Source organism: Streptomyces sp. NPDC039462, assembly GCF_055639375.1.
The window spans coordinates 405,194-423,180 of sequence record NZ_JBVKAO010000007.1; the positions used below are offsets into that span (position 1 = coordinate 405,194).

The following is a 17,987-nucleotide window of genomic DNA, read 5'->3' on the forward strand; positions in this document are numbered from 1 at the left end:
ACGCGCCGCGTCGGTTCCCTCACGCCTTCGGGGCCTCGAATGTGACCGGCGCCTCGAACGCCGCCCGGCGCGTGGCCCGCCGGAGCGCCTTCAGGACGGCGGGGCCGAGCGCCAGGCTCAGGAGCACGGTGACCACGGCCCGCGGCAGGTCCCAGCCGAGCGAGGTCGCCAGGCAGTACGCGACGAAACGGCCGAGGTTGTCCACGAGCGGGTCGCCCGGCACGAAGGACACACCGGTGGCCCCGCCGGCGAGATAGGGCCAGCCCTGGAGGTTCATCACCGTGCCGTACAGCACGGAGGAGACCGCTCCATAGACCGCGAGCATCCACAGCTCACGGCGGCCGCGCAGGGTGTCGGGCCCGGGCAGCAGCCCCGCGCCCATGCAGACCCAGCCCATCGACAGCATCTGGAACGGCATCCACGGTCCGACACCACCGGTCAGCAGCGCCGACGCGAACATCGACACCGCCCCCAGCACGAACCCGAAGCCGGGCCCGAGCACCCGGCCGCTCAGCACCATCAGGAAGAACATCGGCTCGATGCCCGCCGTCCCCGCGCCCAGCGGCCGCAGCGCGGCACCCGCCGCGGCCAGCACGCCCAGCATCGCGATGGCCTTCGCGTCGAGCCCCACGTCCGCGATGGTCGCCACCACGACGGCGAGCAGCAGCGGGAGCAGCGCCGCGAACAGCCACGGCGCGTCCTGCGCGTGATCGCTCAGCCCCGAACCGCCGTCCGCGAGCAGCGGCCACCCGAACGCGGCCACGCCCACCGCGCTGACCAGCGCGAGCGCGACGACCGACCGGAGGCCGAGGCGGATGGGACGCACCCGGCGCGGGCCGTCCGGTGCGACGGGGTCCTTCCGCACGGCCCTCACGACGCGCCCTCCCGGTCCCCGTCCAGTGCCTGCCGCACCTGCGCCACCGTCAGCCACTCCTGAGGCGCGAGGATCTTCGTCACCTGCGGAGCGAAGGACGGCGACGACACCACGATCTGCTCGGTCGGGCCGTCCGCGACGACCTCGCCGTCCGCGAGGATCACCACCCGGTGGGCGATCTCGGCAGCCAGCTCCACGTCGTGCGTGGCCAGCAAGATCGCGTGCCCCTCGGCGGCGAGCCCCCGCAGGATCCCGACCAGCCGCGCCTTCGCCGCGTAGTCGAGGCCGCGGGTCGGCTCGTCCAGGAGGAGCAGGGGCGGGCGCGTGGCCAGGACGATCGACAGGGCGAGCGCAAGGCGCTGCCCCTCGGAGAGGTCACGGGGGTGCGTGTCGTCGGCGATGCCGGGCAGCAGCTCGCTCACCAGGGCGCGGCAGGCCCCCGGTGTCGCACCGGCGTCATGGTCGGCGGCGGCGCACTCGGCGGCCACGGTGTCCGCGTACAGCAGGTCGCGCGGTTCCTGCGGGACGAGGCCGACGTGCCGGATCAGCTGCCGCGGGGCCGTGCGGTGGGGGATCGCGCCGCCCACCCGGACCGTCCCGGACGTGGGTTCCAGCAGGCCGACGAGGGCGGAGAGAAGGGTCGACTTCCCGGCGCCGTTGCGGCCCATCAGGGCGACGGTCTCGCCGGGCGTGACGGTGAGGTCGACGCGGCGCAGCGCCTCGATGCGGCCGCGGCGCACGGCGAGGCGCTCGACGCGGGCGGCGGCTGTGTCTGCTTCGGATGTACGAGGTGTACGAGGCGTACGTTCCTTGCGCAGCCGGGACCACCGGCCGGGGGCCCGATGCTCGGCGGCCGGTTCGGCAGGCGCTTCCCGTGGCGGACCGGCCACCGAGAGCCGCTCCCGGAGCGCGCCCGCCCTGCGCCGCGCGTCCCGCACGGTCAGCGGCAGCGGCGACCAGCCGGCGAGGCGGCCGAGCGCGACCACCGGCGGGAAGACGGGGGAGCGGGCCATCAGCGTCGCCGGGTCGCCGAGCACCGGAGGCTCGCCCGGCGCGGCGAGGAGCAGCACCTGGTCCGCGTACTGCACCACCCGCTCCAGGCGGTGCTCGGCCATCAGGACCGTGGTGCCCAGGTCGTGGACGAGCCGCTGCAGCACGGCGAGGACCTCTTCGGCGGCGGCCGGGTCGAGCGCGGACGTCGGCTCGTCGAGGACGAGGACCCGCGGGTGCGGGGTGAGCACCGAGCCGATGGCGACGCGCTGCTGCTGGCCGCCCGACAGGGTCGCGATGGGGCGGTCGCGCAGGTCGGCGAGGCCGAGCAGGTCGAGGGTCTCCTCGACGCGCCGCCGCATCACGTCAGGGGCGAGCCCCAGCGACTCCATCCCGTACGCCAGCTCGTCCTCGACGGTGTCGGTCACGAAGTGCGAGAGCGGGTCCTGGCCGACCGTGCCGACGACGTCGGCGAGCTCGCGCGGCTTGTGCGTACGGGTGTCGCGCCCCGCCACCGTCACGCGGCCGCGCAGGGTGCCGCCCGTGAAGTGCGGCACGAGTCCGCTCACGGTGCCGAGCAGCGTCGACTTGCCCACCCCGGACGGCCCGACGAGCAGCACGAGTTCCCCCTCGGGCACGGTGAGGTCGACTCCGCGGACGGTGTCCCCGGCGGCCCCCTCGTACGCCACCGACACATCCTCGAAGCGGATCATGAGGTCTCCTCGGGGGGTGTGGGGGATGCGGGCGTGGGCGACTCGCCGTCCCGGCGTGCGGGGGCTGTTCGCCATGCGGCGGGGGAAGGCCGTTGCGCGGGGGCTGCGGGGCGCCCCGGGGCCGGGGCGGTCGGATCACCGGTCCGGGTGGGCGGTTCGCCGGGGTGCTCCGGGGCGGGGTTGCCGGCGTGTGCCGGGCCCGGTCCGGCACCGGGTGCCGCGGCCGGTTCGCCAGGGTGTTCTCGGGTCGGTTGGTCGGCGTGTTCCGCGTCCGGTTCGCCGGGGCGTTCCGGTACCGGTTTGTCGGGGTCTTCGGGGTCTTCGGGGTCTTCGGGGTCTTCGGGGTCGTCGGGCTCCGGGGTGCTGGCGTGCTCCGGGGTCCGCCTGGCGCGACGGACGGGCCCGGTTGCCCCGGCGGCCTCGGCGGATCCGGTGGATCCGGTGGCCTCGGTGGCGTCGGTGGTCCCGGTGGTCCCGGCGGGCCTGGTGGGCTTGGTGGTCTCGGTGGTTTCGGCGGGCCTGGTGGTCTCGGTGGTCCTGGTGGCCTCGCCGGCCCCGATGGTCCTGCTGGCCTCGGTGGTCCCAGCGGGCCTGGTGGCCTCGGCGGCCTCGGCGGCCTCGGCGGCCTCGGTGACCTCGGTGGCCTCGGTGGTCTCGGGGGTCCCGGCGGCCCTGGCGGCCCCGGTGGTCCTGCTGGCCTCGGTGGTCCCGGCGGCCCGGGTTGCCCCGGTGGCCCCGACGGCCCCAACGGCCCCGGTGGCCCCGGCACCGCGGGACATGTTCTCGGCCGGGACCGGTGCCACGAATGCCGGGAGGAGGCCGATCAGGACCGCCGCCGCGGGCCACAGCGGCAGCGTCGGGGCTACCAGCGGTACGACGCCGGGGTGCAGCGCGGTCGGGTCGTGCGAGGCGGCCCAGATCGTCAGTCCCGCCACCGCGAGCCCGGACGCGGAGACCAGCCAGGCGCGCGGGCCCCACGGGTCGGGCCGGTAGCGGGTGCGCACCGAGCGGCGGCCGCCGAGCCGCAGCCCCGCGAGCACGGCGAGCAGCCCGGCCAGCAGGAGGGGCAGGCCGTAGACGGTGCCCTGCGCGGTCAGGAGTCCGTACGTCCCCACACACACGCCCATCAGACCGCCCAGCGTCAGCACGGCCGTCGCCCTGCGCACCCCGGCGGGGACGGGCGCGGTGCGGCCGAAGCCGCGCGCGTCCATCGCGGCGGCCAGCGCGACCGACCGCTCCAGCGCGCCCTCCAGGACGGGCAGGCCGACCTGGAGGAGTCCGCGTATCCCCTTGTCGGGCCGGCCGCGCAGCCGCCGGGCCGCCCGCAGCCGCTGGACGTCGGTGATGAGGTTCGGGGCGAAGGTCATCGCCACCACGACGGCGACCCCCACCTCGTACAGCGCCCCCGGCAGCGACTTGAGCAGCCGGGCCGGGCTCGCCAGGGCGTTCGCGGCGCCGACACAGATCAGCAGGCCGGCCAGCCTGATCCCGTCGTAGAGCGCGAAGGTCAGGCCCTCGGCCGTGACGCGGCCGCCGATCCGCACACCCTTCGCCCAGTCGGGCAGCGGCACCTCGGGCAGCGTGACGACGGTGTGCGTGCCGGGGATCGGCGAGCCGAGCACGATCGCGAAGACCAGGCGGATCGCGATGACGACCAGGCCCAGCTTCACGAACGCGCCGTACGACTTCGCCCACGGCGCCGACGTCCGCCGCGCCGCCACCACATAGCCGGCGACGCCGATCAGCAGGCCGAGCAGCAGCGGATTGGTCGTGCGGGACGCCGCGGTGCCCAGGCCGATGGCCCACACCCACCAGGCGCCCGGGTGCAGGGCGTTGCTCCGGTGCGCCTCGGGGGCGAGGCGGCGCCGGAGGGGTCCTGGCACGCTGCTGCCGTGGTCGGTCATGGTGCTCTGCTGTCTGTCCGTGGGCTGTCCGTGTCCGTGGGAGTCCGGGCCCGCTCAGCCGCGGCGCCGCCGGGCCTGCCAGATCCCGGCACCGCCGAGCAGCGCGACGGCGGCGATCCCGGCGATCAGGCCGAGGGAGGGCCCGCCGTTGTCCCCGTCCGTGTCGGGCTTGCTCTCGGTGGCCGTTTCCTGCCGGCCGGCGCCGTCCCCGGAGACCTGCTCGCCGCAGCCCGACTTCGGGTAGCCGTCGATGGCGCAGAGCAGGGCCTTGGTGTCGTAGCGCAGCGGCTTGGCGACAGCGGCGAGGGCGTCCGCGCTGGTGGCGTCGGAGGCGACCCGCGCGCAGGCCCGCCGGGGCGCGGGCGGTGTCTCGCCCTTCGGGGCGTCCTTCGGCAGGCCGAAGTCGATGACCAGCGCGACCCGCTTGCGGCCCTCCTCGGCGGGCGTGCTCGCGCAGATGTCCTCGAAGTCGGCGGGGCCGCGCGGCCGGGCCGAGTCCTGGGAGTCGTCGGAGACGGAGAAGCGGAATCCCTGCACGTCACCGTCCTCGGGGCGGGCGGTGCCCGGCCCCTGGCTGGCGTACGTCCACTGGTCGCCGTCCCGCTCCCAGAACGACCAGTAGCGGTAGCCGGCGGCCTGGGCGGGCGCGCCGGCGAGGAGGCTCAGCAGGGCGGCGAGGAACACCCCGGCCGCCGCGCCGAGCCGCAGCCGGCCGCGCGTCACGGCTGCTGCTTCTTGCGGTTGCCGCTGTACAGGAAGCCGATGCCGATGCCGGCGACCATGCCGACGCCGATGATCCACCAGATGCTGACGCCGCCGTCGTCGTCCTTCTTCTCGTCCGCGTCCGCCGTGGCGGAGGCATCCGCGTCCTGCGGGGCGGGACCCTGCGCGTTCAGCTGCTTCACGAGGTCGGCGCCGCCGAAGTCGCGGGGGTCCATGCCGGTCGCGTGCGCGGCGAAGATCAGTTTGGCGTACGCGGCCGGGCCGCCCTGCTTCGCCCAGTCCGCGGAGTTCTTCGCGAGCCACTCGGCGGACTTCTTCGCCTGCTCCTGCTGCCCGGCGGCGGCGAGGGCGACCACGGCGTCGGTGGTGCCGCCCGTGTCCGGCACGTCGGAGGCGCCGATCAGGTGGTCGTCCGTCTTGCCCAGGGTGTCCAGCAGATAGCCGGTGCCGTTGCTCGCGGCCTGCGCGGCGGTGTCCGGCTTCGCGCACTTGGGCGCGGAGGTCTCGCGCTTCTTGGGGGGCGACACGACCAGACCCTTGCCGAGGCTGCCGAGCACGCCGGCCGCGGTGGCGGCGGCGTTCGGCGTGAGCTTGCCGGACTTGGGGTCGGCGAGACCGAAGGCGCCGTTCTCCTCGTCGCAGTCCATGACGAGCTTCGGCAGCGCGTCGTAGGCGGACTTGCCGTCCTGGGACTTCACGGCCGCGGGGTTCTGGCCCGCCGCGACGAGGGCGCCGATCACGATGCCGGTGGAGTTCGCGTCGGTGGGCAGGCCCGGGTTGTAGCCCCAGCCGCCGTCCTGGTTCTGCACGGACTTCAGCCACTGGACGCTCTTCTTGACCGTCGCGTCCTGGTGGTCGAGCGCGGCGAGGGCCTGCACGGCGGCGGCGGTGGAGTTGCTGTCCACGTGCGTCTTGGAGTCGCACGGCTCGCTCGCGTCGGCACGGTAGGCCGCGAAGCCACCGCTCGCGCACTGCTGACCGGTCAGCCAGTCGACGGCCTTCGTGGCGGGCTTCACGCCTTCGGTGTGCTGGGCGAGCAGGGCGTACGACTGACGGAAGACGCCGTCGAACTTGGGGTCGCCCTTGCCGTAGAGGCCCGAGGGGAACGCGGTCGAGGGCGACGGCTTCGCGTCGTCCGCGAAGGCGGCCGGTGCTGCCACCGAGCCGAACACGGCGACGGCGGCCAGGACCGCGGCGCTGCGGCGAACGTTCATGATGCGGCGGGTTGCCTCTCCCTGCGGGGAGCGGGGCGGCACGGCACGTGCGAGCACGGCTACCGGGCGGCTCCGGCTCCGTATACCTCGACGGTGCCGCTCATCGGGGTCCGATGAAGCGAGCCGGTCACGATCCGCACAGGGCATTCCGGCTCACCACGTTCGTGGTTGTACGGCTGCGGGTCAGCGCCGGATTCGCACCGGCTTCCCCCTGCGTGGACGTGAGGACGACGCGCCCACTCTACCGGCCGGTCGGCGCACGCCCCGGGTCACACCGCCACGAACGTGACCGGATCGCTCCCCGCCACGGCCTCCGCGCGGCCCAGCTTCACCAGGCGCCGCACATGCGCCTCGGCCTCCGAGACCGCGATGTTGCGCGAGGCGTAGGGGATCTCGTCCCAGGGGCGGTTCCACTCCATGCGTGCGGCGATCTGCCAGGGGGTGAGGGGCTCGGCGAGCAGGGTGAGGAGTCCGGTCAGGCGGTCCTCGTGGTGGGCCAGGAGTGTGCGGACGCGGGCGGGGGCGTCGGTGAACGCGCGCTGGTGGGCGGGGAGGATCTCGGCCGGGGCGAGGCGGCCGACGCGTTCCAGGGAGTCCAGGTAGTCACCTAGGGGGTCCGTGGCCGTCTCGGCGTCCGGGTCCTCGTACAGGCCGATGTGCGGGGTGATGCCGGGCAGCAGGTGGTCGCCGGAGAAGAGGCGGCCGTTGCCGGGCAGGCCCGTGGGGTGGTCCTCCTCCAGGTGCAGGCAGACGTGTCCCGGTGTGTGGCCGGGCGTCCAGATCGCGCGCAGCCTGCGTCCGGGCAGGGCGAGGAGTTCGCCGGGGGCGATGGAGCGGTCGGGGAGGGCGGGCGCCAGGCCGGGGAGCTTGCGGGGGCGGCCCTCGTCCCTGGCGCGGACCAGCGGGGCGATGTGGTCGGCGGGGGCGCCGGCGGCGGTGAGCTTGTCGACCAGGTACGCGTACCAGCGGTCCGGGGGGCTGGAGCGGGTGCGGTGGACCACGGCCGCGTCGGCCTCGTGCATGGCGACCCATGCCCCGGAGGTGTCCCTGACCCGCTGGGAGAGCCCGTGGTGGTCGGGGTGGTGGTGGGTGATGACGACGCCGTGCACGTCGGCGACCGCGACGCCGCACGCGGCGAGCCCGGCGGTGAGGGTGTCCCAGGACGTCGGGTCGTCCCAGCCGGTGTCGATGAGGACGGGTCCCACGTCGGTGTCCAGGAGGTGGACGAGGGTGAAGCCGAGGGGGTTGTCGGGGATCGGGACCTTGATGCTCCAGACGCCGCCGCCGTGCTCGATCACCGGCGGGTCCGTCGCCTGCGGGGTCGGGGTCATGGGGCCTCGTCTCTGGTCGCCGGGTGCCGCCACTGTCGTCGCCGGGTGCCGCCACTATAACTAGAACTAGTTTCAATGGTCGCCCAAGTCGACCGACTCCGCGACGAGTTGCCCCTTCCGCTCGTGGACTCCGCCAACTAGAACTGGTATCAGTTCTGAAACAGTGTCAGGAACCGCCCGCCAGGAGGCAGTCAGCCATGACCGAGCTCGTGGAACACGGACAGCTGTTCATCGGCGGGGAGTTGGTGGACCCGCTCGGCAAGGACGTCATCGACGTCGTCTCCCCGCACACCGGCGAGGTCTTCGCGCGGGTGCCGCACGCGGCCCCCGCCGACGTCGACCGCGCCGTCGCCGCCGCCCGCAGGGCCTTCGAGCACGGCCCCTGGCCACGGATGACGCTGGACGAGCGCATTGAGGTCATCACCAAGATCAAGGACGGCTTCGCGGTACGCCACGAGGAGATCGCCCGCGTCATCAGCACCGAGAACGGCACCCCCTACACCTCCAGCGTGATGGTGCAGGCCCTCGCCGCGATGATGGTGTGGGACGCGGCGATCACCGTCGCCCGCGACTTCACGTACGAGGAGGCGCGGGACGGGGTCCTCGGCAGGATCCTCGTCCGGCGCGAGCCGATGGGCGTCGTCGCGGCCGTCGTGCCGTGGAACGTCCCGCAGTTCACCGCCGCCGCCAAGCTGGCGCCCGCGCTGCTCGCCGGCTGCCCGGTCATCCTCAAGACCTCCCCGGAGGCGCCCCTCGACGCGTACATACTCGCCGAGCTGGCCGCAGAGGCAGGGCTGCCCGAGGGGGTCCTCTCGATCATCTCCGCCGACCGCGAGGTGAGCGAGTACCTCGTCGGGCACCCGGACGTCGACAAGGTCTCCTTCACCGGGTCCGTCGCGGCGGGCAAGCGCGTCATGGAGGTCGCCGCCCGCAACCTGACACGTGTGACGCTGGAGCTCGGCGGCAAGTCGGCCGCCGTCGTCCTGCCGGACGCCGACGCGGCGAGCGCGGTCGCCGGCATCACGCCGTTCGCCTGGATGATCAACGGCCAGGCGTGCGTGGCCCAGACCCGCATCCTCGTGCCGCGCACCCGCTACGACGAGTTCGCCGAGGCCTTCGCCGCCGCCGCGTCCGCCCTCAAGGTCGGCGACCCCCTCGACCCCGCCACCGAACTCGGCCCGCTGGTCGCCCGACGCCAGCAGCAGCGGTCCCTCGACTACATCCGCATCGGCCAGGAGGAGGGCGCCAAGCTCCTCGCGGGCGGCGGCCGGCCGCCCGGCCTCGACCAGGGCTGGTACGTCGAGCCGACGCTGTTCGGGGGCGTCGACAACTCCATGCGCATCGCCCGCGAGGAGATCTTCGGGCCCGTCATCTGCCTGCTGCCGTACGGCGAGGAGAGCGAGGCGGTGCGGATCGCCAACGACTCCGACTACGGGCTCAGCGGCAGCGTCTGGACCGCCGACGTCGAGCGCGGCATCGACATCGCGCGGCAGGTGCGCACGGGAACGTACTCCGTGAACACCTTCAGCCTCGACATGCTCGGCCCCTTCGGCGGCTACAAGAACTCCGGCCTCGGCCGCGAGTTCGGCCCCGAGGGGTACGGCGAGTACTTCGAGCACAAGATGATCCACCTCCCCGCGGGCCATGACGGGAGTGGTGCCTGATGGGTGACCGCTGGCGCGTCGAGGTCGACCGGTCGGTCTGCATCGGCTCCGGGATGTGCGTGCTCACCGCGCCCGGCGGCTTCGAGCTGGACACCGCCCGCCAGTCACACCCCACCGCGGCCGAGACCGACGCCGACGAAAAGATCCTGGAGGCCGCCGAGGGCTGCCCGGTCGAGGCGATCACGATCGCGCTCGCGGGCGGCGGCGAGATCGTCTTCCCGCCGGAGGAGTAGCCGGGACAAGCACCGACCGCCGTATGCCCGCGCCCCGTTCACCCTCGTCGTGGCGCGGGCGCCCGGGTCTCCGCCGTCAGGTCGATGAGTCGGCACACCGTCTCGATGTCGATCTTCACCTGGGCGATCGAGGCCCGGCCCGAGAGCCAGGTGATCAGCGCCGAGTGCCAGGTGTGCTCGATGACCCGCACCGCGGACAGCTGCTGCGCCGTCGGCGTCTCGGTCAGCCCCATCGCGTCCAGGATGATCGCCGTCGTCAGCCGGGACACCGTGTCGACCTCGGGGCTCACCGAGCGGTCCGCGAAGGTCAGGGCCCGCACCATCGCGTCCGCCAGATGCGGCTCGCGCTGCAGCGCGCGAAAGGCCCGCATCAGCGTCTCGGCGACCCGCTCGGCGGGCGTCTCGCCGGCCGGCGGGCGCTTCCTGATGGTCGTGTGCATGTGCTGCAGCTGGTCCTGCATGGTGGCGACCAGCAGATGGACCTTGGAGGGGAAGTAGCGGTAGAGGGTGCCGAGGGCGACCCCGGCGGCCTCGGCGACCTCGCGCATCTGCACGGCGTCGAAGCCGCCCCGGCTGGCCAGTTGGGCACTGGCGTGCAGGATGCGGCGGCGGCGCGCCTCCTGGCGCTCGGTGAGGGGCGGCGCCGCAGGGTTCGCCGCCTTGACTTCCGCTGTCATGTCGATGCCCCTCCGAAAAAACGCCTCGCGAGATCGCACAGCATGGCAGGGAGCCCGTGGTGGCGCGAATCACCTGATCCGGGCCTTACACCTCGCCTACCTGCCGGTAGATTCAAAGCTCGTCCAGCGATCATTCAGCGATCAAGTCTGAAACTTGTTCTAGATTACCGTCCCGGCGTAACCTCGCGGAGAACTGCAGGGAGAAGGGGGCCGAGAGGTGACCGCTGAGGCCATGGAGGCAGGCCCCCGAAAGGGCTCAGGCACCGACGGCGAGCGCCCGTTGCGCATCGCTCTCCTCACGTACAAGGGGAACCCGTTCTGCGGGGGACAGGGCGTCTACGTACGCCATCTCTCGCGCGAACTGGCCCGGCTCGGCCACAGCGTCGAAGTGATCGGCGCCCAGCCCTATCCCGTCCTGGACGAGGGCCCGGGCCTCGCGGGTCTCAAGCTCACCGAGCTGCCCAGCCTCGACCTCTACCGCTCGCCCGACCCCTTCCGCACGCCCAGGCGCGAGGAGTACCGCGACTGGGTCGACGCCCTCGAAGTGGCGACGATGTGGACCGGCGGTTTCCCCGAGCCCGTCACGTTCAGCCTGCGGGCCCGGCGGCATCTGCGCGCCCGGCGCGGCGACTTCGACGTCGTGCACGACAACCAGACCCTCGGCTACGGCCTGCTCGGCGACCTCGGCGCGCCCCTGGTCACCACCATCCACCACCCCATCACCGTCGACCGGCAGCTGGAGCTGGACGCCGCGCCCGACTGGAAGCGCCGCGCCTCCGTCCGCCGCTGGTACGCGTTCACCCGCATGCAGAAGCGCGTCGCGCGCCGCCTGCCCTCGGTCCTCACCGTCTCCGGCACCTCACGCCAGGAGATCATCGACCACCTCGGCGTCCGCGACGACCGGATCAGCGTCGTCCACATCGGCGCCGACACCGGCCTCTTCTCGCCGGACCCGGCCGTCCCGGAAGTGCCGGGCCGGATCGTGACCACCTCAAGCGCCGACGTGCCGCTCAAGGGCCTCGTCCACCTCGTCGAGGCGCTCGCCAAGGTCCGCGCCGAACACCCCGGCGCCCACCTCGTCGTCGTCGGCAAGCGCGCCGAGGACGGGCCCGTCGCCCAGGCCATCGAGCGCTACGGCCTCGAAGGAGCCGTCGAGTTCGTCAAGGGCATCACCGACGCCGAGCTCGTCGACCTCGTCCGCTCGGCGCAGGTCGCCTGCGTCCCTTCGCTGTACGAGGGGTTCTCGCTCCCCGCGGCCGAGGCGATGGCCACCGGCACCCCGCTCCTCGCCACCACCGGCGGCGCGATCCCGGAGGTCGCGGGCCCCGACGGCGAGACCTGCCTCGCGGTCCCGCCGGGCGACGCGGGCGCCCTTGCCGTCGGCCTGAACCGGCTCCTCGGCGACCCGGAGCTGCGGGCCCGGCTCGGCGCAGCGGGCCGCGCACGCGTCCTCGCCAAGTTCACCTGGGCGCAGGCCGCCAAGGGCACCGCAGACCGCTACCGCGAGGCCATCGCCCGCGCCGCGGCCACGAACCCCGGCCGCGCCGCCGCGGCCACCACGACGTACTCGACGCACTCCGGGAGCCATCGCTGATGCTGACCGTCGACTTCACCCGCTTCCCGCTCGCCGCGGGCGACCGCGTCCTCGACCTGGGCTGCGGCGCGGGCCGGCACGCCTTCGAGTGCTACCGGCGCGGCGCGCAGGTGGTGGCCCTCGACCAGAACGCCGAGGAGATCCGCGAGGTCGCCAAGTGGTTCGCCGCGATGAAGGAGGCGGGCGAGGCACCGGCGGGCGCGACCGCCACCGCGATGGAGGGCGACGCGCTCAACCTCCCCTTCCCCGACGCCTCGTTCGACGTCGTGATCATCTCCGAGGTCATGGAGCACATCCCCGACGACAAGGGCGTCCTCGCGGAGATGGTCCGCGTCCTCAAGCCCGGCGGCCGCATCGCGGTGACCGTCCCGCGCTACGGCCCCGAGAAGGTCTGCTGGGCCCTCTCCGACGCCTACCACGAGGTCGAGGGCGGCCACATCCGCATCTACAAGGCGGACGAGCTGCTCGGCCGGATGAAGGAAGCCGGACTCAAGCCGTACGGCACCCACCACGCGCACGCGCTGCACTCGCCGTACTGGTGGCTCAAGTGCGCGTTCGGCGTCGACAACGACAAGGCGCTGCCGGTGCGCGCGTACCACAAGCTCCTGGTCTGGGACATCATGAAGAAGCCCCTCGCCACCCGCGTCGCCGAGCAGCTGCTCAACCCCGTGGTCGGCAAGAGCTTCGTCGCCTACGCCACCAAGCCGCACCTGCCGAAGGCCTCGGCCGACGCCGCGGCGGCCGCCAAGTGACGAGCCCGGAGCGGACCGAACACCTCGTCCTGCCCGGCGTCCTGACGGCCGGTCAGGCCGCGGCGACGGTGCGCGGCATCCTCGCCGTCCAGCGCGAGGACGGCGCCATCCCGTGGTTCCGCGGCCACCACCTCGACCCGTGGGACCACACCGAGGCCGCGATGGCGCTGGACGCGTCGGGCGAACACGCGGCGGCCGAGCGCGCCTACGAGTGGCTCGCCCGCCACCAGAACCCGGACGGCTCCTGGTACGCGGCGTACGCCGACGGCGACCCGCACGACGTCACCGACCGCGGCCGCGAGACCAACTTCTGCGCGTACCTCGCGGTCGGCGTCTGGCACCACTACCTCTCCACCGGCGACGAGGCGTTCCTGGACCGCATGTGGCCCGCCGTGGTCGCCGCCGTCGAGTTCGTCCTGGCGCTGCAGCAGCCGGGCGGCCAGATCGGCTGGAAGCGGGAGGACGACGGCACGCCCGTCACGGACGCGCTCCTCACCGGCTCCTCCTCCATCCACCAGGCGCTGCGCTGCGCGCTCGCCATCGCCGAGCAGCGCGACGAGCCGCAGCCCGACTGGGAGTTGGCGGCCGGCGCCCTCGGGCACGCGATCCGCCGCCACCCCGAGCGGTTCCTCGACAAGGACCGCTACTCGATGGACTGGTACTACCCGGTCCTCGGCGGCGCGCTGACCGGCACGGAGGCCAAGTCCCGTATAGAGGAGGGCTGGGACCGCTTCGTCGTCCCCGGCCTCGGGGTGCGCTGCGTGGTCCCGAACCCCTGGGTCACCGGCGGCGAGAGCGCCGAACTGGCCCTCGCGCTCTGGATACTGGGCGAGTCGGACCGCGCCCTGGAGATCCTCCAGTCCATCCAGCACCTGCGCGACCCGGAGTCGGGCCTGTACTGGACGGGCTACGTCTTCGACGACAAGGCGATCTGGCCCGAGGAACTCACCACCTGGACGGCGGGCTCCCTGCTCCTGGCGGCAGCGGCCCTCGGCGGCGACGAGGCAACCTGCGCGGTCTTCTCGGGCGACCACCTGCCGCGGGGCCTCGCCCCCGAGTGCTGCGAGTCGCCGGAGCAGCCGTCTCAGTAGCGGCGCAGGCGGTTCGCGAGGGCGTGGCCGATGAACAGGTAGACCACTGCGGCGAGGCCGTAGCCGGCGACGACCCTGGCCCAGGTCTCGTCGAACGTGAACAGATCGTGTGACCAGCCTGCCAGCCAGCGGGCCGCGTCGTGGATGAACTGGACGAGGTCGTTGGCGCGGTTCGCGTCCAGCAGGTACATCAGGATCCACAGGCCGAGGATGGCGGCCATGATGTCGGCGACGAGCGCGATGACCCGTGCCGCGGTGCTGCCGTGGGAGTTCCGCGTGGGAGACATGGCGTCCGGGTACCGGGGAAGCCGCCGTTCGAAACCCGTTCGGGTCCACACCGGTGGCGGGGCCCGGCGGCCCGGGTGAGGGTGCGAGCAAGGTCCGCGCGCGACCGCGCGCAGCTCAGCCCACGCCTGGAGGCCCCGCCGTGCCCAGCACCGTAACCGTCCGCCGTGCCGGAGTTTCCCTCACGCTCTGCTGCACCCTGCTGGCCGGTGCGACGGCCTGCGGCGGCAGCGGCGAGGACACCGCCACCGCGTCCGCGCCGTCCACCAGCAGCAGCGCCGAGAAGCAGAAGTTCGCCAAGACCCGCTTCGTCGCCAACGCGGGGCTCGCCGCGGGGGCGACCTACCAGTGGATCGTGAAGCCGTACCGCGCGGGCAAGTTCAAGAAGGGCGCCAACGGTCGCAAGTTCGCCCTGGTCAAGGCGGGCCTCGCGGGCGCGTTCACGTACAACAGGCTGAAGGCCGCGACGAAGAACGCGAAGGGTGACCCCACCCTCTCCAAGGCGGTGGCCCCGCTGACGTCCGGCATCGACGCCCTGAAGGACCTCCCCTCCAAGCTCCGCAAGGGCGAGGGGACGGACTCGGTCGTGAACTCCTTCGACGACATCATCAAGGACGTGAAGGGCGCGGGCAGCAAAGCGGGTGCCGAGGTCAAGGACAAGGTGCCGTCGGCGGGCGAGCTGGCGAAGGGCTGACGCGCACCGGCGCGGGCGTGGTCGTGGGCGCGGGCGTCAGGAGTTGAGCTCGGCGAGGACCCGCAGCGTGTGCGGGTCCGGGGCGAGCACGAGCAGGTCCGTGACCGGGCCCTTGCGCCACAGTTCGAGCCGCTCCGCGATCCGCGCCCGCGGCCCGACCAGGGAGATCTCGTCCGCGAAGGCGTCGGGCACGGCGAGGACCGCCTCCTCCCTGCGCCCCGCGAGGAACAGCTCCTGGATGCGCCGGGCCTCCGCCTCGTACCCCATGCGGGCCATCAGGTCGGCGTGGAAGTTACGGGCGGAGTGCCCCATTCCGCCGATGTAGAAGCCGAGCATGGCCTTGACGGGCAGCAGCCCCTCGGCGACGTCGTCGCAGACCTCGGCGCGGGCCATCGGGGCGATCAGGAAGCGCTCGGGGACGTCGGCGAGCGACGCCTCGTACACGTCCGTCCGCAGCGGCGACCAGTACAGCGGCAGCCAGCCGTCCGCGATCCGCGTCGTCTGCGCGATGTTCTTGGGACCTTCCGCGCCGAGCAGGACGGGCAGGTCGGCGCGGAGGGGATGGGTGATCGGCTTGAGGGCCTTGCCGAGGCCGGTGCCGTCCGGGCCGTCGTACGGATGGGAGTGGAAGCGGCCCGCCACCTCCACCGGACCCTCGCGCCGCAGGACCTGCCGGATCACCTCGACGTACTCCCGCGTCGCGGTCAGCGGCGACTTCGGGAACGGCCGCCCGTACCAGCCCTCCACCACCTGCGGCCCGGAGAGCCCGAGCCCGAGCATCATCCGCCCGCCGGAGAGGTGGTCGAGGGTGAGCGCGTGCATGGCGGTGGTGACGGGGGAGCGCGCCGCCATCTGCGCGACGGCCGTGCCCAGCCCGATCCGCGAGGTCCGCGCGGCGATCCAGGTCAGCGGCGTGAAGGCGTCCGAGCCCCAGGCCTCGGCGGTCCACACGGAGTCATATCCGAGCCGCTCGGCCTCCTGGGCGAGGTCGACGTGCCCGGGGTCGGGGCCGCGCCCCCAGTAACCGAGTGCGAGCCCGAGCCGCATAGGCCTGCCTCCCTGATGAGCTGACTGCGTGTCAGATGTGGTGTGCCGGGGAGGGACTGTACGACAACGGCCCCCCGCCCGGAAGGGCGAGGGGCCGCGATACCGCTGTGCGGACGTCAGCCGCGCTGGATCCCCGTGGTGTCCTGCAGCACGCCGCGACGGCCGTCCTGCGTCTGGGCCACCAGGCCGGGGCCGCGCTGCTCGACGGCCAAGTACCAGGTGCCGGGCGCCAGTTCGGCGATCGGCGTGGGCGAGCCGTCCTCCGCGTACAGCGGACGCGGCACCGGCACGGCGAACCAGAACGGCGAGAAGTCACCGGCCGGCTGCGCCTGCGCGGGCGGCGGGGTCTGCCCGGCCTGCGGCTGCGGCTGCCCGCCGAAGGACTGGCCGCCCTGCGGCTGGCCCGGCTGACCGCCGTAGGGCGCACCCGGCTGCGGCTGGCCCGCGCCGGCGCCCGGGTAGCCGTAGCCACCCTGCGGCTGGCCGCCGTAGGGCTGCGGGGCCATGGGCTTCGGGGCGCCCATGAGGGGGGCCTTCAGCGCAGGAACGATCAGGCCGGCGACCGCACCGGCGGCGAGCACGAGGGCGGCGATCAGGCCGAGGATGAGGCCGACACCGGCGTCGGGGGACTCGCTGCTGCCCTGGCCGCCGCCGAACTGGCTGAGCTGCTTGAAGATGACGCCGAAGGACTGGTCGGTGTCGAAGATCGCACCGAGCGAGGACCAGGCGGCGGCCACCGTGAAGGCGACGCCTAGCTGTCCCAGGTCGAGGCCCGCGACCTTGCGCTGCGGCTGCATGGCGCGGCCGACCACGATGAGCGCGGCACCGATGATGCCGAGCAGGTACACGCTCATCAGCAGGTTGCCGTTGTCCCAGGCGTTGGGGACATCGTCACCATCGCCGTCGAAAGTGCCGAGGAACGAGGCAATGAAGAGCAACACCGCTGCTCCGATCACCACGCCGTCGCCTCGAGTGAGGGAGCGGAAATTCACTTCAGGTCCTTCGTCAGTCGTCTCGTCAGTGGAGGCGTCGCTGTCGCCGTAGTCGCGTTCGTGTCGCGGTGCGCGAAGCGCGGGGGTGGCCCCTCATCGTAGGGAGGACAATATCGTCCGGACACGCGGGGTGTCTGCTCGGGATAAAGACGTCCACGCTTCGTCGCGAAGACGTTCACTTCTACTTCCGCAGGAATCCCGCGATTCCCTCAGAAATGCCCTGTGCCGCCTTCTGGCGCCACTCGCCGCTCTTGAGCAGCGCCGCGTCCTTCGCGTCCCGCATGTTGCCGCACTCGATGAACACCTTGGGGACCGTGGAGAGATTGAGGCCGCCGAGGTCCTTGCGGACGTCGAGGCCGGTGCCGCCGCCGACGTAGTTGGAGGGGGCGCTGCCGGTCGCGCTCACGAAGGCTCCGGCGATGCGTTCGCCCAGCTCGGCGGAGGGGGCGACGATCGCGGATGTGTCGGCCGCGCCGGACTTCACCTTCGCGGGCAGGATCACGTGGTAGCCGCGGTTGCCCGCGCCGGAGCCGTCGGCGTGGATGGAGACCACCGCGTCGGCGTTGGCCTTGTTGCCGATCCGGGCGCGCTCGTCGACGCACGGGCCCCAGGGGCGGTCGCCGTCCTGGGTGAACTTGACCGTGGCGCCCTCCTTTTCGAGCAGGACGCGCAGGCGGCGGGAGACATCCAGGGTGAACTTCGCCTCGGTGTAGCCGTCGTTGGTCGACGTGCCCGTGGTGTCGCACTCCTTATGGTTCGTGCCGATGTCGACCTGACGGTTGATTTCCGCCGTGTGACGGAAGTTGCCGGGATTGTGGCCGGGGTCGACCACGACGACCTTGCCCTTGAGGGGGCCGTCGGCGGCGGGGCGGCGCGGGGGCGTCTTCGTGGCCGAATCGTTGTCGTCGCCGCCCTCGCCCTTGCCGCTCTTGCCGTCTTTACCCTTTTCCTCCTCCTCATTGGACTTGCCGGGCTTGCCGGGCTCGCCGGTTCCCGAGGAGGAGGACGCGTCCTGGCCGGGGGACGCGCTCGACGACGCCGGCAGCGATCTCGCGGGTTCGTTCCCGTCGGACCCGTTCGTCGCCTGGTGGACGAGCCAGCCCACCAGACACGTCGGTACGAGCACGGCGACGGCCACCGTCAGCGGACGGCCGATGCGGCGCTTGGGCGGCTGGGACGGATCGAATTCCGGACCTACGTACGACACGA

At 73.1% G+C, this 17,987-nt stretch carries 16 protein-coding genes, 1 pseudogene and 1 riboswitch; of the genes and pseudogenes, 6 read left to right on the forward strand and 11 right to left on the reverse strand.

The annotated features are described in order from the left end of the window. Nucleotides 1-19: 19 nt before the first annotated feature. From ACZ7LU_RS32690 to ACZ7LU_RS32715, 6 genes and pseudogenes are all read right to left on the reverse strand, one after another. The gene (locus ACZ7LU_RS32690; RefSeq protein WP_471918777.1) at nucleotides 20-874 is read right to left on the reverse strand and encodes an ECF transporter S component; all 855 of its coding nucleotides are present in this window, start codon (nucleotides 872-874) and stop codon (nucleotides 20-22) included. Continuing rightward, on the reverse strand, nucleotides 871-2,577 hold the full coding sequence (locus ACZ7LU_RS32695) for an ABC transporter ATP-binding protein (protein WP_471918778.1): 1,707 nt from the start codon (nucleotides 2,575-2,577) through the stop codon (nucleotides 871-873). The genes ACZ7LU_RS32690 and ACZ7LU_RS32695 overlap by 4 nt, the downstream gene beginning before the upstream one ends. 787 nt (nucleotides 2,578-3,364) lie before the next feature. Then, nucleotides 3,365-4,481 (reverse strand): annotated as a pseudogene (locus ACZ7LU_RS32700) (energy-coupling factor transporter transmembrane component T); the annotation flags it as partial. A gap of 54 nt (nucleotides 4,482-4,535) precedes the next feature. After that, complete coding sequence (locus ACZ7LU_RS32705; RefSeq protein ID WP_471918779.1) at nucleotides 4,536-5,204, reverse strand: SCO2322 family protein; 669 nt, start codon at nucleotides 5,202-5,204, stop codon at nucleotides 4,536-4,538. Further along, nucleotides 5,201-6,418, reverse strand: a complete 1,218-nt coding sequence (locus ACZ7LU_RS32710; RefSeq protein WP_471918780.1) for a prenyltransferase/squalene oxidase repeat-containing protein — start codon at nucleotides 6,416-6,418, stop codon at nucleotides 5,201-5,203. The genes ACZ7LU_RS32705 and ACZ7LU_RS32710 overlap by 4 nt, the downstream gene beginning before the upstream one ends. Before the next feature lie 124 nt (nucleotides 6,419-6,542). Further along, a riboswitch (cobalamin riboswitch) is annotated at nucleotides 6,543-6,676 on the reverse strand. Nucleotides 6,677-6,687: 11 nt separating this feature from the next. After that, the gene (locus ACZ7LU_RS32715; protein ID WP_471918781.1) at nucleotides 6,688-7,749 is read right to left on the reverse strand and encodes an MBL fold metallo-hydrolase; all 1,062 of its coding nucleotides are present in this window, start codon (nucleotides 7,747-7,749) and stop codon (nucleotides 6,688-6,690) included. Between the two features lie 197 nt (nucleotides 7,750-7,946). Between ACZ7LU_RS32715 and ACZ7LU_RS32720 the strand changes: the two genes are divergently transcribed. Together ACZ7LU_RS32720 and ACZ7LU_RS32725 are read left to right on the forward strand one after the other, a co-directional pair. Then, the gene (locus ACZ7LU_RS32720; protein WP_471918782.1) at nucleotides 7,947-9,413 is read left to right on the forward strand and encodes an aldehyde dehydrogenase; all 1,467 of its coding nucleotides are present in this window, start codon (nucleotides 7,947-7,949) and stop codon (nucleotides 9,411-9,413) included. Beyond that, nucleotides 9,413-9,646, forward strand: a complete 234-nt coding sequence (locus ACZ7LU_RS32725) for a ferredoxin (RefSeq protein ID WP_471918783.1) — start codon at nucleotides 9,413-9,415, stop codon at nucleotides 9,644-9,646. Before ACZ7LU_RS32720 ends, ACZ7LU_RS32725 begins: the two co-directional genes overlap by 1 nt. Before the next feature lie 38 nt (nucleotides 9,647-9,684). On the opposite strand, the gene ACZ7LU_RS32730 is transcribed toward ACZ7LU_RS32725, so the two are convergent. Beyond that, nucleotides 9,685-10,323: a TetR family transcriptional regulator gene (locus ACZ7LU_RS32730; RefSeq protein ID WP_398297234.1), complete on the reverse strand. Its 639-nt coding sequence runs from the start codon at nucleotides 10,321-10,323 to the stop codon at nucleotides 9,685-9,687. 217 nt (nucleotides 10,324-10,540) lie between these two features. Here ACZ7LU_RS32730 and ACZ7LU_RS32735 point away from each other — a divergent pair, with 217 nt between their 5' ends. Genes ACZ7LU_RS32735 through ACZ7LU_RS32745 form a run of 3 tightly spaced genes read left to right on the forward strand, consistent with a single transcriptional unit; the run spans nucleotide 10,541 to nucleotide 13,760 of the window. Next, the gene (locus tag ACZ7LU_RS32735) at nucleotides 10,541-11,917 is read left to right on the forward strand and encodes a glycosyltransferase family 4 protein (RefSeq protein ID WP_468083323.1); all 1,377 of its coding nucleotides are present in this window, start codon (nucleotides 10,541-10,543) and stop codon (nucleotides 11,915-11,917) included. Further along, nucleotides 11,917-12,669 carry a class I SAM-dependent methyltransferase gene (locus ACZ7LU_RS32740; protein WP_398297230.1) on the forward strand — a complete coding sequence of 251 codons (753 nt, stop codon included), beginning with the start codon at nucleotides 11,917-11,919 and terminating at the stop codon, nucleotides 12,667-12,669. The genes ACZ7LU_RS32735 and ACZ7LU_RS32740 overlap by 1 nt, the downstream gene beginning before the upstream one ends. Next, the gene (locus ACZ7LU_RS32745) at nucleotides 12,666-13,760 is read left to right on the forward strand and encodes a prenyltransferase/squalene oxidase repeat-containing protein (protein ID WP_471918784.1); all 1,095 of its coding nucleotides are present in this window, start codon (nucleotides 12,666-12,668) and stop codon (nucleotides 13,758-13,760) included. The genes ACZ7LU_RS32740 and ACZ7LU_RS32745 overlap by 4 nt, the downstream gene beginning before the upstream one ends. Here the strand turns inward: ACZ7LU_RS32745 and ACZ7LU_RS32750 are convergent. Next, nucleotides 13,754-14,047 (reverse strand): hypothetical protein, encoded by a 294-nt coding sequence (locus ACZ7LU_RS32750; protein ID WP_468303956.1) that lies wholly within the window; start codon nucleotides 14,045-14,047, stop codon nucleotides 13,754-13,756. The two genes, ACZ7LU_RS32745 and ACZ7LU_RS32750, sit on opposite strands and share 7 nt — an antisense overlap. A gap of 140 nt (nucleotides 14,048-14,187) precedes the next feature. Here ACZ7LU_RS32750 and ACZ7LU_RS32755 point away from each other — a divergent pair, with 140 nt between their 5' ends. Then, nucleotides 14,188-14,739, forward strand: a complete 552-nt coding sequence (locus ACZ7LU_RS32755) for a hypothetical protein (RefSeq protein ID WP_398297224.1) — start codon at nucleotides 14,188-14,190, stop codon at nucleotides 14,737-14,739. A 36-nt stretch (nucleotides 14,740-14,775) separates the two neighbouring features. Here the strand turns inward: ACZ7LU_RS32755 and ACZ7LU_RS32760 are convergent, their stop codons facing one another. From ACZ7LU_RS32760 to ACZ7LU_RS32770, 3 genes are all read right to left on the reverse strand, one after another. Then, nucleotides 14,776-15,786 (reverse strand): LLM class F420-dependent oxidoreductase, encoded by a 1,011-nt coding sequence (locus ACZ7LU_RS32760; RefSeq protein ID WP_471918785.1) that lies wholly within the window; start codon nucleotides 15,784-15,786, stop codon nucleotides 14,776-14,778. Nucleotides 15,787-15,902: 116 nt separating this feature from the next. Then, entirely contained in the window at nucleotides 15,903-16,778 is an 876-nt protein-coding gene (locus tag ACZ7LU_RS32765; protein WP_398297220.1) for a hypothetical protein, read from the reverse strand. Between the two features lie 181 nt (nucleotides 16,779-16,959). Next, nucleotides 16,960-17,985, reverse strand: coding sequence for an N-acetylmuramoyl-L-alanine amidase (locus tag ACZ7LU_RS32770; protein ID WP_471918786.1), 1,026 nt, complete (start codon nucleotides 17,983-17,985; stop codon nucleotides 16,960-16,962). Nucleotides 17,986-17,987: the final 2 nt, after the last annotated feature.

Excerpts from the sequence above, each read along its gene's own strand:
- ACZ7LU_RS32695 (WP_471918778.1), bottom strand. The coding sequence starts at position 2,577 with ATGATCCGCTTCGAGGATGTGTCGGTGGCGTACGAGGGGGCCGCCGGG.
- ACZ7LU_RS32710 (WP_471918780.1), bottom strand. The coding sequence starts at position 6,418 with ATGAACGTTCGCCGCAGCGCCGCGGTCCTGGCCGCCGTCGCCGTGTTC.
- ACZ7LU_RS32715 (WP_471918781.1), bottom strand. The coding sequence starts at position 7,749 with ATGACCCCGACCCCGCAGGCGACGGACCCGCCGGTGATCGAGCACGGC.
- ACZ7LU_RS32720 (WP_471918782.1), top strand. The coding sequence starts at position 7,947 with ATGACCGAGCTCGTGGAACACGGACAGCTGTTCATCGGCGGGGAGTTG.
- ACZ7LU_RS32725 (WP_471918783.1), top strand. The coding sequence starts at position 9,413 with ATGGGTGACCGCTGGCGCGTCGAGGTCGACCGGTCGGTCTGCATCGGC.
- ACZ7LU_RS32730 (WP_398297234.1), bottom strand. The coding sequence starts at position 10,323 with ATGACAGCGGAAGTCAAGGCGGCGAACCCTGCGGCGCCGCCCCTCACC.
- ACZ7LU_RS32740 (WP_398297230.1), top strand. The coding sequence starts at position 11,917 with ATGCTGACCGTCGACTTCACCCGCTTCCCGCTCGCCGCGGGCGACCGC.
- ACZ7LU_RS32750 (WP_468303956.1), bottom strand. The coding sequence starts at position 14,047 with ATGTCTCCCACGCGGAACTCCCACGGCAGCACCGCGGCACGGGTCATC.
- ACZ7LU_RS32760 (WP_471918785.1), bottom strand. The coding sequence starts at position 15,786 with ATGCGGCTCGGGCTCGCACTCGGTTACTGGGGGCGCGGCCCCGACCCC.